Annotated in this window: 15 protein-coding genes; 4 read left to right on the top strand and 11 right to left on the bottom strand. The window is 51.4% G+C overall.

Annotation, left to right across the window (positions count from 1 at the left end; genetic code table 11):
* Positions 1-54 precede the first annotated feature (54 nt).
* Positions 55-813 carry a hypothetical protein gene (locus tag ACP92_RS20400; protein WP_013236022.1) on the top strand — a complete coding sequence of 253 codons (759 nt, stop codon included), beginning with the start codon at positions 55-57 and terminating at the stop codon, positions 811-813.
* A gap of 98 nt (positions 814-911) precedes the next feature.
* On the opposite strand, the gene ACP92_RS20395 is transcribed toward ACP92_RS20400, so the two are convergent.
* Positions 912-1,445: a hypothetical protein gene (locus tag ACP92_RS20395; protein ID WP_013236021.1), complete on the bottom strand. Its 534-nt coding sequence runs from the start codon at positions 1,443-1,445 to the stop codon at positions 912-914.
* Between the two features lie 185 nt (positions 1,446-1,630).
* On the opposite strand from ACP92_RS20395, the gene ACP92_RS24745 reads away from it, so the two are divergent.
* Positions 1,631-2,701: a M48 family metalloprotease gene (locus ACP92_RS24745; protein WP_013236020.1), complete on the top strand. Its 1,071-nt coding sequence runs from the start codon at positions 1,631-1,633 to the stop codon at positions 2,699-2,701.
* Between the two features lie 181 nt (positions 2,702-2,882).
* On the opposite strand, the gene ACP92_RS20390 is transcribed toward ACP92_RS24745, so the two are convergent.
* The 9 genes from ACP92_RS20390 to ACP92_RS24725 all read right to left on the bottom strand — a co-directional run bounded on the left by ACP92_RS20390 (position 2,883) and on the right by ACP92_RS24725 (position 12,892).
* The gene (locus tag ACP92_RS20390) at positions 2,883-3,665 is read right to left on the bottom strand and encodes a DUF5677 domain-containing protein (RefSeq protein ID WP_013236019.1); all 783 of its coding nucleotides are present in this window, start codon (positions 3,663-3,665) and stop codon (positions 2,883-2,885) included.
* Positions 3,666-3,672: 7 nt separating this feature from the next.
* Positions 3,673-4,524 carry a hypothetical protein gene (locus ACP92_RS24740; protein WP_013236018.1) on the bottom strand — a complete coding sequence of 284 codons (852 nt, stop codon included), beginning with the start codon at positions 4,522-4,524 and terminating at the stop codon, positions 3,673-3,675.
* Positions 4,525-4,585: 61 nt separating this feature from the next.
* Entirely contained in the window at positions 4,586-4,930 is a 345-nt protein-coding gene (locus ACP92_RS20385) for a hypothetical protein (protein ID WP_041311242.1), read from the bottom strand.
* The gene (locus ACP92_RS25330) at positions 4,915-5,019 is read right to left on the bottom strand and encodes a DUF4113 domain-containing protein (RefSeq protein WP_081441927.1); all 105 of its coding nucleotides are present in this window, start codon (positions 5,017-5,019) and stop codon (positions 4,915-4,917) included. The genes ACP92_RS20385 and ACP92_RS25330 overlap by 16 nt, the downstream gene beginning before the upstream one ends.
* A gap of 398 nt (positions 5,020-5,417) precedes the next feature.
* On the bottom strand, positions 5,418-6,035 hold the full coding sequence (locus tag ACP92_RS20380) for a C40 family peptidase (protein WP_156181815.1): 618 nt from the start codon (positions 6,033-6,035) through the stop codon (positions 5,418-5,420).
* A 93-nt stretch (positions 6,036-6,128) separates the two neighbouring features.
* Positions 6,129-9,116 carry an ATP-binding protein gene (locus ACP92_RS24080; RefSeq protein ID WP_208857375.1) on the bottom strand — a complete coding sequence of 996 codons (2,988 nt, stop codon included), beginning with the start codon at positions 9,114-9,116 and terminating at the stop codon, positions 6,129-6,131.
* A 128-nt stretch (positions 9,117-9,244) separates the two neighbouring features.
* Positions 9,245-10,279 carry a hypothetical protein gene (locus tag ACP92_RS24985; protein WP_208857374.1) on the bottom strand — a complete coding sequence of 345 codons (1,035 nt, stop codon included), beginning with the start codon at positions 10,277-10,279 and terminating at the stop codon, positions 9,245-9,247.
* A gap of 182 nt (positions 10,280-10,461) precedes the next feature.
* A complete protein-coding gene (locus ACP92_RS20370; protein ID WP_013236013.1) occupies positions 10,462-12,441 on the bottom strand; it encodes an ATP-binding protein in 1,980 nt (659 codons plus the stop codon).
* Between the two features lie 115 nt (positions 12,442-12,556).
* A complete protein-coding gene (locus ACP92_RS24725; RefSeq protein ID WP_013236012.1) occupies positions 12,557-12,892 on the bottom strand; it encodes a helix-turn-helix domain-containing protein in 336 nt (111 codons plus the stop codon).
* 178 nt (positions 12,893-13,070) lie between these two features.
* Between ACP92_RS24725 and ACP92_RS24410 the strand changes: the two genes are divergently transcribed.
* Positions 13,071-13,610, top strand: a complete 540-nt coding sequence (locus tag ACP92_RS24410; protein ID WP_013236011.1) for a hypothetical protein — start codon at positions 13,071-13,073, stop codon at positions 13,608-13,610.
* A gap of 94 nt (positions 13,611-13,704) precedes the next feature.
* On the top strand, positions 13,705-13,995 hold the full coding sequence (locus ACP92_RS20365; protein ID WP_013236010.1) for a helix-turn-helix domain-containing protein: 291 nt from the start codon (positions 13,705-13,707) through the stop codon (positions 13,993-13,995).
* Between the two features lie 247 nt (positions 13,996-14,242).
* Here ACP92_RS20365 and ychF read toward each other — a convergent pair whose 3' ends face one another.
* Entirely contained in the window at positions 14,243-15,337 is a 1,095-nt protein-coding gene (gene ychF / locus ACP92_RS20355; RefSeq protein WP_013236009.1) for a redox-regulated ATPase YchF, read from the bottom strand.
* Positions 15,338-15,369 lie beyond the last annotated feature (32 nt).

The raw sequence follows: 15,369 nt of genomic DNA, 5'->3' as shown, positions 1-15,369 counted from the left end.
ATGGGTCGGTGCGTAATGACGAACTCCGGCCGCACAACTGATTGAGGTGTATCTATGGCGAGCATTCCGCTCTCTACCAAGGCCGTTAAGGCCATCAAAGCCGACCTGACCAAATGGTTCGATGAGTGCAAATCCTCTCATCTGTCGGAGGCAATTGCGTACTCTCTTGGCTTCAATACCAACGCCGCTATGCTGAAGGAAATCGCCAACCAAGGTGATGACCCCATGTTCTTTTTCGTATGCGAAGAGCGTCTCACGGCGCGTCTCAATGAGTTGGGATATGCAATCGAGGAAGGCTTTTACTTCGATACCGAGGACATTGAGGGCATGCGTGAAACGGTTTGTTTGCACTCATTCGATATCGAGTACAAAACAAAGCGTCAGAAGGCGTGGAGAAATTTGATGGTCGCCACTGTTAACGAAGCATTGCGGCGGCGCATTTTCTCGCTCCGTCCTGGTGACAATCGATGGTCAGGACATGACGAGAGGGGCGCGCGCGCGCCCCTCCGCCTAGACTTTGATTTTGTGCTGCCCACGGGCGATGCTGCGCGAGCCAGCGTCGAAGATATCGGTTTCGATGAGATTTCTGTAGACGTGGTGGTAAATCCCCGGAAGCAGATTGTTTTCTCGGGGTATTACGCGAGCCTCAAAGAGTGTGATGCAGCTGGTTCTACGTGGTTGGAAAGGCAGACCGGCGCTTGGATTCAATCGGCAGTGGATTCTTTCAAGTGCAGCAGGATTTTGGAGAAAAAGCTTCTTGCAATGGAAGTCGAGCCGCTTGGATATGGCGATAAAGGCCGGGTGAGGATGTAAAAAATGCCGGCCACAAGCCGGCATTCTTTCATCAACAGAGATGGATATCAGTTCAATTTGATTTTCATCTCGGCTCGCTGGTCCAGTGAGCCAATCTTCTAAGCATAGGTGCCGAACAAGCCAAAGAACTTTGGCTTGCTGGTCGCATTGTGAGAGATGATGGTTGCATTCTTCGGCAAAACAACCTCCAGGGTCCCATCAATCTTAATTCCCAGCTTGGACAATTCTTGAACATCCTTGGCCGCAAGCTTCGGCGAGGCAATTGTGATGACACCGTCCTTTCCCTGGGTTACGGAGAAGATATCCATCATCTTCATGTTCTCGCCGGCTTTCTTCTTCGCTAGCAGCTTCAGTTGGTAGCGGCCCTGGCCCAAGTATTCTGCTGACTGCACCATCGGGTCTTTCTTCATCTTCGTGGCCTCAGCCTTCAGCCCCTCTTCATCTTTCTCGCGCAAAGAACCCTTTTGCTTTTCCTCCGCTGCGGCCATTGCATGCACGGCCGTGCCATCGTAGCTAAAGCTGTAGTCACCATTTGCAGCGAAGTCGGCCTCGACCTTGAAGGATTCTGGAATCAAACAGCCGGTAAGCAGCACAGCGCTAGCTGCCAGTACGGACAACAACTTCTTGGACATCTTCTCCCCTTATTGTGACGTTTCTTAATGGCAATCAACGATGAGGTGGCTGAACCATTGCTGTTTGTCAATTGTGTTTCAGGTGGGCTCGCCGCTCAGGCATCGAGAATGGCGATATGCTTATCCACCGATTCATTTTCAATCCCGTTAATCCGTTGTCATACTAAGTTGGTGCCAAAGCGAACATGCTTGAAGATACTGAAGAAAATCGATACGTCGAATATTTACAGAAGCAACTTGTTACCGAGGGAAGTGAAGATTTTTTAGAAGAGCAATCGAAATGGCTCAGAGAAAATCGGCATACTCTGTTTGCGAATAAAATTGGCAATCACTCTGTCGATACAAGCTTAATGAGGTTTATGGAGTGGACTGTCCAGGACTTGTCCACTCAGGGACCTTACCAGGACGTGTTCGGAAAGAGGATTTTCGAGCCGTTGCTAGAAAAGCTTCTCAAGCTGGCCGAAGAGCACAAGATTGCCCCAAAACTACCGATATATTTCTCCACCTCTCCTGCTGTAGATGCTTCGCCGGCAGCGGTGCCCTCAAGCGAAAGGCATCTGCTATTTGCAGGTCAGGGTACTTACTCATTCTGTAATTACTGGGGGAAAATATATACGTTGTCGTTGCAGCAGCTCGCAGGAGTGTGCCGCAGAAAGCATACGGCGAAATACGTTCTTCCGAAGCTTGTTCGAAGGGGCGTGATAGGAAGTGCGACGTCTTTAGCATGGCGATACGCAACACGCGGAAGCGTATTGGGCATTGGGAAACTGGCGATTCCAGATAAATTGAGTGACGCAAGAATGCTTATGGTCACTGCTATGGAGGTCTTTATTTTGGGCCACGAAATTGGCCATTTCCTGCTGCAAGAAGATTTTCCTGATACGAATGGCACTCCTCCTGATTGGTCAGAGAAGGATGTGGAATTACATTGCGACGTAGTCGGGCTAGCGCTTTGCACAAGTTTCGGTAAGCAGGAGGGAAATCCATTCGCTTACCAATTTATCGGTCCACTTTTGTTTTTCAGTGCAATGGAGGTGTGTCAAAGAGTTTCGCGGCTTATTGGTACCCGGCAATTTGAGGAAAGTTCTACGCACCCTTCGCATGCAGAGCGAATTCAAAATATTTTTGATTTTGTGAAGACAATCAAAGGGCGACCGCGGATACGTCCAGTCTTAAGAGACTGCCTTCGGCTCTCCAAAGCACTCGAATTCGGTGTGCTTGCAAATATTGTTCACATCGCCAGTTGTAGCAGATAATCAGCCCGGTCGCACGGACGTTGTCAGAAAAGCGTTTCGATTTCTGAATTGCCCTTTGCCGTGAGATTTTTTTGGCAGATGGTCTACTTTTGGGTCAGAGCTACGTTTTCGTCAGGTCGGCAGGGTGGTTCGCGGTATCGCGCTCGAGACATCAGCTGGCCTGATTAATGTTGGGTCTGCATCATTCCTGTCGCGGCCCGGTATGTTCCAAGTAGCGTCCCCAAGCTTGGTTCATCGAGTCAAATTCTTTCTCATAGACCCCTTCGGCAAAGGACGTCACTTTCTCAACTGCGGCTGTAGCGCTCACCATCACCATCATTGCCGTGAATAGGACCGCGATGGTCACTCTATCCGAGCTTTTTGAAAATATAGTCATCCCGCCGTCTTTTTCCATGTGTCTGTCTGTCAGCATCGTCAGGTCCCAATGCGCCATGCTATTCAACTGCTGGTAGCTGGCGTAGTAGTGGGAGAGATTCGCATCCTCATGTAACTTGATGAGGTCGCCTAATTTTTTGGCACGATAGCCTTGCTTATACAGTTCGTCGTATCTAACTTTCAGCTCTTTTGTATATTCCGCAATTCGTTGCTTGCTGCCAGCGGAGATGAATGGGTCCTCTGCTAGCGCCTCCTGTACCTTTAGCTGCCCTTTCACTTGGTCGAAGGTCATTTGGGCCAAGTAGACGGAATCTCGGTTGAGCATGGTTAGGTGCACAAAGGATTCGAGCATTGCCCGAATATGGAGGCCCGAGTGCGCCGAGAGGTCTCGGCGAACTAAAATGATTGCGGCCTGGAAGCTCTCGCAGATATTGAGAAAAAGGGCCGCCTTGACCCGTTCGGTCGATTCTTGCGGTGGTCTCATTTTTTCCACCAGGTTCATGACAGACATTCCGATGAGTTCAGAAATGCCGTGAGCGAATGAGGCTTCTTCGGCTTCTTTCAATTTGGGCGAATTCGATGTGTTCATTGATGTCTCATATGCTGCGGAAAAGAGAGCCTTCCTCTTGCGCTATCCATCTGGCGTTGATGTCAGACAGGAGCCGAGGAGTGCTACTTGCGGCTGTAACGAAGCCGAAGGTTGCGCCAAATAGGGCTTGGACAATCAGTAGATTATTGTCTGGTGAGAGTGAAATGCGGCAGTCGAACTGGTTAGCTAAGTTGATTCCGCTACGCACGGTCGGTATCGATTCAGAGCGGAATTGAGCTGCATACATCAGTGCGGGAATTTCACCATGCTCAAGCAATGTCGCATTGGTGAACCAATTGAAAAGAATATCTCCATCAACTGGAAATGGCCGTCCGGTTGCTCTATAGAAAAGGGCCTTCGTCAGCTTGCGTGCCAAAACAATTACAGCATCGTCTGCGCGGGCCGGAACGTTCACAACACCAGAATGCCGTCGAAGCTGGCCAGGGGCAGGAGCCATGTTGAGACGTCGCATTGCATTCCGCGCCTGCCTCGTGGAGACATTGAACATGTTCAATAGAAAGCCATTTCCTTGATTGTGGACGTTGAGCATTAGCCCAGGAATTCTTTCGTCCGCCCCCCTTTCTGGATTCATGGGGTCCATGCGCGCCAACAGGGCGACTATTGCATCGTCGTTTGAAGTACCGTTGTTACACGGTTCGCACGATGGAAATACAAATCCTTCTGGCCAATGCTTATGATTGAAGAGCGCCCGGGGCGGGCAATGTTCCTCGGTTGTCGTTTCGCGTTCTCCGCCGCAGAAGATGCAACGTGGGTGCTCTTGCTTGAATGCATTTTTTCGTTGTTTTGATTGACCCATTGCATCACCTGTTTCGCAAAATGAGACATCCGAAACACTCACCCCGAGGTCCGTAGTTCCCTATGAGTGCAGTGCCTTGCCATGGCCTTTATTCTAATGCCGGTCACCGCCTGATTCCTTGAAAAAGCGCTCGAGAGAGGTCGGAGGGGGGGAGAGGCTCGATGCAGAGCCAAGCCTGTAAGAATTCCGCGTGCCCTTGTGCAGTTTGCTTGCTTTCGATTCCCCGAAGAACCATGCGGCTGCCCTTGAATGCATCGACTTGGGCGTCTAGCAACTCGAGCAGCACTTCTCCACTTTCTTTCTGAAGGCGGGCGATTCTCGTTGACCGGCCGCGAGTATCGTCACTGTTGGTGATGACGAGGTCTCCAATGAGTCGTGGTTGGTCGCCCAGCAGCTCGCGCTTCACCTCGATACCGTTCTGGCGCATTTGAATTACGAAGAAGTCCATGCCCACCTCGCTTGGGGGAGCTGGTCCCAATCAGTGGTGTAATGAGGGGCCAGCATTTCGAAACGAGCCTCCCAGCGGTGCGGGCCCACGCCTGACCACTTCGAACATGCTGATGTAGCCGCTGGGATGGGCGAACGGCGACGACGCAGGCTTGACAGAGTGTCATATCAAGCGGTGCGCGGCGCCTTCCGACAAGGTGAACCGGTTGCTCCCCATCAGCGTTTCACAAGAACTCCCACATTCAAATTGCGCTCCGCGACACAAGTTGCGTCGTTGGTTGGTTCCGGCCAACGGGCTGGTAGCTGATGTCCGAACAACAGTATCTCGATGCCAAATTGCGGCAGCAGATTATAGCGGATGAGTGGAAAGTGCAGACTACTAGGGGCGCGAAGTAACGGCAGGAGCGCACCGGCATGGCCTCCGATGTTTTCGCCGCCTCCGCACGACGAAGTACCTTGGGTAATTTGGGCGGCAAGGAAGCTATCAACTATATGTGGTGCTTGAAGAAGTCACCCTCCGGAATAACGTAGCTCTGGGTGGATTTTACGTAACCGCAGAAGAAGCCAAACGCTTTGTCTTTGGCCACGTCGCTAGGCGAGAATGTTTCCGGTGTAAATACTACTGCGCTTGATGGAAGAATTATCCCCACATGAATAAATGCAGCGGTGACGAGCTCAGAGCAAAAATAAACTCCTCGGTCACTTGCAACTGCTGGCGCTGTCCCCTCAAAGTGCTCACGAATTCGCTTCATTTGGTCATTTTGGTAACCTTCTTTTCGGCTGTGGTACCTCATTAAGCCTGTCTGGTTGAAGCCTTTGTTTATGTTCTGAGCCGCAAATTCGTGCAGCGAGTTCAATCTGGTTTCGTCCCAGAGCTCACTGGTATCGTATTCTCTAAGTACCGCGATGTGGTCATAGTCGTCGAGGAGCCGCTTTGCCGAGACCACCTTCACACCCGAGTTGGACGCTTCGAGCACTTGTCCGTCCCGTAAAGCTATTGCTGCGTGGGAGTAGCCAGTCTCACCTGCTGTATCTTCTCCAGCAGTCATGTGCGAATAGCAAAGCAAAACGTCTCCAGCCTGAATGTCGCTGATTGTTAAACTCACAAATGACTCCATGTTTGATGTTTGATATTTGACAAAATACGACCTCCATAGCGTCCGGCTGAGCAACATATTCTCACCATGTGTGCTGTGGCATCAAGACTTTTCCATTGATTCACAATTACAGGGGCTGACATCTTCCCCAATTACTGCATGAGCATTTCGGGGGGAATATGCAAGCAGCGTATTGATGTCTACTTGCGGCGAAACTCCAAGTTGGTCAATGTGCCCCTTGTTTGCAAACACGCGGTAAACCAGCACGGATTGCGTCAAGTCCAAATATTGCAGCAAATCTTCGCGACGGATGTATAGGCCACTGCGCTTCTCCGCGGAAGTTTCAAAAACCACTAGCTCGCCAGCTGAATTCAACCAGCCGCGCTGATGGTCCCAATGAAGTTTGAGCGTCCTGATGATGTCGGGTGATGGAACGTTGAGGCTTTCGGCGCGGCTTTCCCACGAATAGTCATAGTCCCACTCGTTACCTCGCAGAAGCGTAACCATCGCCAACGATGTTCCATTTCGCCCCAGGTACATATAACCCTCATCAGCGAGTTGAGAGTACACATCGCCATCGGGATACTCAGCGAAGTAGCCTTTGTATGGATGGCAGTCATGTTGCCCAAGTCTTTCAAGCTCTTGGCGTGTGTTCCTTGCTTCTAGGCCGTCGGCCCTTGCAAACATGGCTTTGTAAAACAAATCGACATTGAGATAATCGCCACTCCACGATGACTCATGTGGATTTTTGTCGTTATCTCTGGCGCTGAACCACAATGGAACCCATTCGGATTTGTCGTTTGCGATTCGCAAGAGACAATCTTGATGCGGTGAGAAGTCTCGAGCCTTCACCCACGCGATGGTATCGCTGGTGCGCTCTGGGAACGCATAGCGGCCACCTTCGATAATTTCATCGGGATATGACTTCGCGGGAGCGATATCGCGAACATCGGTGAGGTCCACCTTACGCACATCCATGGACCAGGAGCGGTCTGGGGAGAACACCTCGTCGGAATATTTGGACTCGACAGAGACGTTGTCCGCCAGGATTCCAAGAAGCCTATGGAGCGCAATCCAATAATATTTCTTCCCTAAACGTTCGGCGTATCCCTCCCGGGCGCGACCGGAGCCGTATTCTCTCGCGAAGAATCTATCAATCTGAAGTCCTCGGTTCTCCTTCCCTGGATAGCCGAAGAGAAACGCCTGACTCATAATCCAGCATGCGATGTTCTCACGGCTAATCCCTGCAGCTTCTAAATTGAAGTTGAATATCTTGGATTCAACTTGATATCGCCAGAAATCAGGCGCCAGTCCACTATCCCAGAGCTTCATGTTGTATGGCATATCCTCAAGAAGCGGCTCGACATCTGCCATCTTGGGCCAGACCGTTGGAAGCGACTGTTTTACACCGGAAAGCGAAACAACCAATGTTTCATCTAATGGGCATTGCTTACGAATCGCTTTCGCAAGTTGTTGAACCGTCTCGCGAATCAGAACATTCGGCGAGTCAACCCAACCATTACGCACCACTGCTTCCAGTGCTCGAATGAAGGACGCCTCCTCATCGCGTTTCAAAAGGTATGCGCTATAAATGGCTAGACATACGTATTCTTTGATGTAGTCGTCATCTATCGCAGCGAATGAGTTTGCAAGCCCCTCAGCCAATGCTGGCTCAAATTCCAGAATTCGAGCCATTCCCTTTGCAGACAAGTCGCGAATCCGACGGTCGCTACACGAGGTAAGCCATCCCAGGGCGTGAACTGCCAGGCGCCTACTATCAGCTGGCCAGATAGATATGTTCGCTTTCAAGGCAGAGTTAATCAGAGAGCGTGCAGCAGCATCCTTCTTGAAAGAATCATGCGCCGCATACGTCAAATTCACATCTCGTTCAACTAAGGTCTGCTTTCCGAAGAAGTCCGCCCACCAAAGCTCCGCGTTCAACGGATGTCCCGGTACTAAGCAAAGGCTGAAAAACGCCTCGAACACATCCAGCCACAGTCCCTCTGTGCGCAGCGAATTGTGGATGCGGAAATTTGTATCCTCGTCGAAGCTAGCCCTGGACCGAGATGTCAGAGAGCTGACGTATGCTCTATGGGCGCGCTCGCTAGGGAGCCCCAGTTTTGGCGAGGTAATTTCAATCGAATAGCGTTCTGGGAGAACAGCTGCTATCGCTTCGAGTAACCCAGCTTCGCTATCATCGATTTTTGCGAGGTAGGTAGCGAGCGCGGCGACATCTAGTTGACCGGCACCGGCATTTTCTTCCAGCAGCCGCAAAGCACGGAGTGTGTCGCCATAGCGCTCAAATCCCATACGAACGGACGTTGCATCATTGGGATGAATCGTGACAATGACCAGATTCTCATGCTCCATCTCTTTCAGAAGCGATTCAGCACTGGCCTCGGCACCAATAATAGGTCTAAGCGCGTCAACGCAGTTCTCCCAAGTCCTTTCTGGCCCGGGCCTCTCATTAAGGAGTCGCGACAGAGCCATCGCTGAGGAGCGAACCACGTTCCTCGGATTCACGTATTGAAGCCGCTCTCGAACGCTCGTATCACAATGATTCAGATGACTCTCAATTAATGAAGTGAGGCCTGGTAAAGACAGGTCTAGTGTATGCCGACCCTCGGCAACCAATGTCTTGCATGTCAGTTGCAGGAAAAGAGGGTTGCGCAGTTCTGGTGAGAATAGGGGAGTGATTTCGGCATCAAGCCCGTAATACTTGGCAAATGCTTGGAGCGCAGCAAACTCCTTTCCTGCGAACCCGACATGCTTGAATTCCAGGCCTTTAAAGGTCGTATCCATGACCTGGCTTAAATAGGTATCTCTCGCAGAAACGCATATTTTGATTCCAGGATACGGCTTGAGCGACTGGATGAGTGCAGGCAGATTTCCCTTCCACCGGCGTCTTTCGGTGGACTCATTGAGCGCATCAATGAATATGACGAATGGCAGGCCGGTATGCTCGGCAGAGGATTGTAACGTCTCGAACAGCTCATCCTGTCCCATATTGCTGCCATAGCCAAGTTTGGAACGAAGGACCTCCCAAGGTTCTTTGCCATCGAAATTTTCGCCAAAGACGACCAGCGACATGCCCCCGCGTTTCAAGCGCCTATTTGCGGCGCTGATAATTGCATGAGTCTTCCCGATGCTGGCCGAGCCAGTGAGAAGAAGAGAGCTCACCGTGCTGGCGCGAAATTCACCAGATGTCAGTACACGCTTTAATTCGTTGCACACCTTTTCGTATGTGCGAGCGCTGTCCATTCCTTGCGCAGGAAATGATACGTTGTACTCAGCATGAAATTGACGAAAGCCAGGGGTATCGGAATTTGGGCCGTGCTGTTTGAAGAAAGCAGTTTCCTGCAGTGACCGATGTTCGCTGAGTAGCGGTGAGAGTTGCTCGAGCAACTCAAGCGTGCGAGAGCTGGCGACATCTGACTTTCATTCTCAAGAACATTCAGGAGCGCGAGCAATTCGTCCAAAAGCGCCGCGGTCTTGGTCCTATCCTCTTCTGGCAGGATTTGAAGTGATTCTTCTCCGTAGTCGTGCGTTGATTGGAGTCTTGAAATATGAGGTTCAAGTGATTCATTGACCCACGTATGGTAATCACCGATACCGCTAAATATATCTAAGACCGTATGAGCGTGAGTTTCAATATCAAGGTCTGCCGTATATCGCGGCCCTGCGAACTCAATTGCTTGCTGCAAAAGATGGCCGATTTGGTGAGAGGTAATGGTTGTCTCATCAAACCAATACCTTCTAACACCACCATATATATCAATTTCTTGAAGCTGACTTTGTATGGAGGCAGCAGTCGCTAAGATGATTAGAAGAGGTCGACCACTTTCAGCAGCTGCCGATTCAACTTTGGTCTTCCATTCCTCAAAACGCTCCGCTTGACTCTTTCCTCGCTTGCCGGCTGCCACGCGTCCTGTGAGGTCGAACGGAATGTAGATGTGATATTCAGCTAGCGTCGGATGGTTGCTGAGCGCGGCTGAAAGGGAGTCCGCAATTTGCGTAAGCTCCGGCGCATCTAGCTTAAAGAAGTATTTTGCCTGGACGCCAATGACCGTGTCAGTTGGGGTTCGGAAGTATGCTTCAACGCCGCCATCTCCACCATCTCCACGGAGGCTGATGAAACTGGAGTTTGTCGGGATTTTGGCGCATTTCCTAAATAGCTGAACACTTAGTGCTTCGAAGCTATCACGTTGGCTTGTCGGGGTACTGCGGATGTTCTTGAAATTAATAGTAGTCAATGACGCCCCCTAGCGTTCGAATTGATATTCTCGGCGGGCTATCATCCTAGTCTGTCTGACGAAGATAGAAGCACCTTCCGTCTCTATATTATCTTGGTTGCAGCACGGACATGCTTGCGTCCGCCGAAGCACGAACTGCTGACCAGTAAAGCGGAGGAGGGCAGACATCGGCCCTCCATCCACTATGCTGTTTTCTGAAGTTCGGCTACCAGCTCGTCCTTCTGTGCACCAGCTAAAGTGTTGCGCTGGAGCTCCAGTGTTTTGAGCAGATGCCCATAGGTCAACTCAATGCCATCTAAGAGCGTGTACCAGTTAAGTACGTAACGTTTCATTCGCTTGTCCTCCGCAACCAAGCCAAGCTCTCCACGATGTATCTGGTTGTCGAGGCGGCTTTGAATTTCCGTGTCGGCATTCGAGATTTTTCGACCCACTAGTACCAGTTCGAAATGCATATGCTCGCTTGCAAATGCCGGGTGCTTCTTGATGATGTCGGCGTAATCCTCAAGCTGGCGGAGATGCTTCTTGTTGAGAGCAATGCCAGGACGCTTTATCTCAATGATGATGCAGCGGAAATACTGTTGATTGCGAGAGTCTAGTGCGGGCAGTTGACGATAGAGGAACAAGTCTGTTTGGCGCTGAACACCAGGTATATCGGCCTCTTCCTCAACGTCATCTTCATCAATCTTATTGGCATTCTTGAGCTGCGCGCGAAGGTTTCGGGCGACGGATGAAAAAGTGTCTTCCTCGGCGCCAATGGTTTCGTATTGATTGCCGAATAGCCAGGTGTTGTTTTCGATGATTTGCTGCAGGTCCGGAGTTTCCAAGACCTCGCGGTAGTGGTCGTTCATGAGCAGACGCAGCTGGTCGACCGCAAGCTGGCGACGCCGCAGAAGCTCGATGGTGCTGATGATGTGTTCGAGTCGAGTATGTTGCAACTGCTGAGCCAATGTCTTCAAGTTCTTATCATCGAGTTCTAGTACCTCTTTGATGATTTCAAATAGCGCGTCGTTCTCATTCGACACCGACAGGCGGTCCAAGAGACGAACCATCACTTTCTTTTGTTTCTTGTTCAGAGACCCCATCAGGGTCGGGTCCGACATATAGACTGCTCTGACCAGATTTCGTGCGTTTGTCTCCCGCCACGCCACATAGGGTGCCGGCATTCCTGGATATACAGGGAAGACTCCCGTTTCTTCGTATTTCTGGATTTCTTCCTCTACGTATAGGCGTAGGAAGTCTTCATGAATCGCATCCACAATTTCGCGGAGCGGATTCTCCAACTCCCTCCAGGGCTCGGAGTCCGCCGACACCGAATCCGGCGACAGGAGGTCTTTGCCTGACTCTCTGAAGTTGTCAGCCCATGGAGATTGAACATAGACGCTGACGTAGAAGTTCGACTTGAGATTGAAACTGCTCAGTTGCTTGTGACGAATCGTGCCTTTGGAATCGAGAAGATAGATGTACGACTTTTCAGATGTCGGCCTGTCATCCCAACGAATGACTTTGATGTCGAACTCTACGCCGCCGGCATTCGCCTGTTTCTCTGTCAGGTCGTGCTTAGGTACCTTCACTTCCTCGCCGTTAAGCGAGATGCGCCTCTCTTTATGCAGAGCCAAATACCAGCCGAATTCAACTGAGAATTTTTCCTGGAGAGTCGATACTTTGGGTAAATTCTTATGGAAGTTGGTCAGTTCTACGTACGTACCTGTTTTATATCTGGCCAACGCATGATGTTGACTCGCACTTCCGATTATTTCGCCTTCGAAGTGTTTGATGTTTTTTGCGGAAATTTGAATGACCGCATCTTTATCGCTTACTTTCGTCCACCACGTTGCTCGTTCGGCCACGATGTGGAAGGAAAGCCGGCCGCGGCCATGAGAACCATGGAGCCCGGCATCGCCTTTCTTATTTGAATCGTTGAATCGTCCGAAGTTGTCCGAGATGTTGTCGATATTGATGCCGTCGCCGTTGTCTAGGACAGTCACCACATCTGTTCCGCCGAGCTCCGTATCTTCGATATGAACAGAAACTTGGTGTGCACGAGCATCTAATCCGTTCCAGACAAGTTCAAACAGCGGTTGCCATAGTTCAGCGCTAACGAAGTGCTTTTTGATGCCGACGTCGCTGATTTCCGCTGTTCCAGAGAGATTTTTCAGGGGCATGTGTCGAATATTCTTGAATGTGGTCCGCCCAGAGTCGGCGTTCGAAAACTCCAACTTGCAAGCTTAACATCTCAAGAAAGTTTTTTGCCTGGCCTGAGAATGCCACAGCACCGATTTAGCTCGTGGGTTTCTTCTTGGATGATGGTTGACGAACGCGCTGCCGCTGCTTCGGCACAAATACTTTCACTACCTCGCGGCTGTACTGCGGCAGTGCCTCAAGTAGCCTAGGGTATCGACCCATAGCTGAGATGACTACTAAGAATGTGCGTAGCGAGGTTCCATTACCTAGCTCCAGATTTCTAAGTGCACGCACGCTGATGCCAGCGCGTTCTGCCAATGTTCTTTGGTCCAGCTGCAGTTCGTCGATGCGATAGCGCCTTATGTTATCGCCAACTTCCGCTTCCAATTCCTCTGCTGAGGCTTGGCTGAGGGCAAGCTCTGTTGTGGACATCCAACTTCTCCGGATGATTTATCAAAATATTTAAAAGGCAGGCCAATGCCTGTAATAAGTCGTTCAATTCAGTAGCGGCAGTAAGTTGCCGGTCCGGGCAGCCAGGGTGTGTGCGCGGGGGCTGCTTTGCTCTCCAAGTTCTGTTGCCGTTGCGGGCAGGCGCTGAAACAATCGCGGCATGAGCCAAAGAATCAAAGACATCTTCGCAGCGATTCATCGCCCACCGGAAACAGGCAAACGCGTTCTAGCGCTTTCAAAGGGAGACGCAGAACGAATTCCTCTTCTGCCCGGCGTCGCCATGATTTCAATCGTCGACGCGGACTCCGCTCAAGCAGTCCTTCCACCATATGAATTTCTCTTGAGGCTCAGTTTTAGTGATGTCGACTTCTTGGCGCATAACCTCTCCGACAGAGCTCAAAAGAAACTGGGAGAGGCGATGACGAAAGCACAGGGTTTGGAAGTAAATAGGTTCGTTCGGGCGCTACCAGAATCGATACACACCGTGATAGTTCACTGCGGAGCCGGAGTATCTCGCTCTTGCGGTGTCGCGTCAGCTCTCAATGCCATCTATGGATTTGAAGTAGAAGAGCAGAGATTGAAAGGAGCCAATCAGAGCGTAAAGAAACTGCTCATCGAGGTCGCGAAGAACCAGAGCCGGTCAAAAGACAATCGCAGGGCCAAATCGAAAGTCCTTCGATGCGCAACCAAAAAAGAATGACCGTTAGTATATCTAAATTATCTATCTTGGGATATCCCAATTTGGGTCATGGAGTATTTCTATTCAAACTGTCGGCGCAAATTCTGGAGCGCCGATGGAATCAGAAAAATATAGGTATCACGAGAAACTCTTCCTGAAGCAGTTGCGGGAGGCGCGAGAGTCGGCGAATGTAAAGCAGACAGAACTATCGGAAGCTCTTGGCGAATACCAAAGTTATGTGAGCAAAGTCGAAACAGGCGAGCGCCGTTTGGATGTAATCGAGCTTATTGCCTGGTGTGAAGCGCTGGGAGTTGAGGCTGATGACTTTGTGAAGAAGCTGCGTCAAAAGCTTGAGGAAGCTGGGGAAAAAGAGGGATTGCCTGAGCTCAAACAGCGAGAGAAGTAATCAAGAAACAGCTTAGACTCGCAATGAGGAAATGCTGGAAAACGGCCTAAAACTTGGTAATAAAGAAATATTTTATGTCTATGGCCCGCAGAGAAATCTTGCGGGCCATTTCTTTTTTTTGCTCTGGAAGAGCACTTTCAAACTGGCCTATCACTGCCTTCAAATCTACCAGTTTAAAAAATCCCTTGTGGATAACTTTGGTGTAAATGTCTATACCTTGTTATTCAAGGGTGAATGTCTATAAGGATTATGTACGGGTGAACAGGAAATTCATCACATCCCCATCCTTGACCACATACTCCTTGCCTTCAGCCCGCATCTTGCCCGCTTCCTTGGCCCCAGCCTCACCCTTGAAAGCAATGAAATCCTCAAAGGCAATGGTCTGCGCACGGATGAAGCCGCGTTCGAAGTCGGTGTGGATCACGCCAGCCGCTTGCGGGCCAGTCGCACCCACCGGCACGGTCCAGGCGCGCACTTCCTTGACGCCTGCGGTGAAGTAGGTCTGCAGGCCCAGCAGTCGGAAAGCCGCGCGGATCAGGCGATCCAGGCCGGGCTCTTCCATGCCCATGTCGGCCAGGAAATCGGCCTTGTCGGCGTCGTCCAGGTCGGCGATCTCGGCTTCGATGGCGGCGCAGATGGCGACGATGGGGGCGTTCTGTTCCTTGGCGTAGGCGGTCAGCTGGTCCAGCAACGGGTTGTCGGTGAAGCCGCTGTCAGAGACGTTGGCTACGTACATCGCCGGCTTGGCGGTGATCAGGCACAGCGGCTTGATCAGCAGCATCTCTTCAGCATCCAGGCCCAGCGCGCGTACCGGCTTGGCTTCGTCCAGCGCCGGCATGATGCGTTCCAGCAGGGCCACCAGCTTGGCGGCGTCCTTGTCGCCGGAGCGGGCCTTCTTCTGCTCGCGGTGGATGGCCTTTTCAACCGTGCCCATGTCGGCCAGCGCCAGCTCGGTCTGGATCACGGCGATGTCGTCCAGGGGGCTGACGCGACCGGCCACGTGGATCACGTTGGGGTCTTCGAAGCAGCGCACCACGTTGACGATGGCGTCGGTCTCGCGGATGTGCGACAGGAACTGGTTGCCCAGGCCTTCACCCTTGGAGGCGCCCGCCACCAGGCCGGCGATGTCCACGAACTCGACCGTGGCCGGCAGGATGCGCTCGGGCTTGACGATCTCCGCCAGCGCCTTCAGGCGCGGATCCGGCACTTCCACGATGCCCACGTTGGGCTCGATGGTGCAGAACGGATAGTTCTCGGCGGCGATGCCAGCCTTGGTCAGCGCGTTGAAAAGAGTGGACTTACCAACGTTGGGCAGACCCACGATGCCGCATTTGAGGCTCATGACAGATTCTTCCGAAAGCAAAACCGCCATTG

Origin of the sequence: Herbaspirillum seropedicae (assembly GCF_001040945.1) — a bacterium.
Taxonomy (GTDB): Bacteria; Pseudomonadota; Gammaproteobacteria; order Burkholderiales; family Burkholderiaceae_D; genus Herbaspirillum; species Herbaspirillum seropedicae.
Note: the sequence above shows the minus strand (reverse complement) of the source record. Positions and strands in the feature narration are given on the sequence as shown.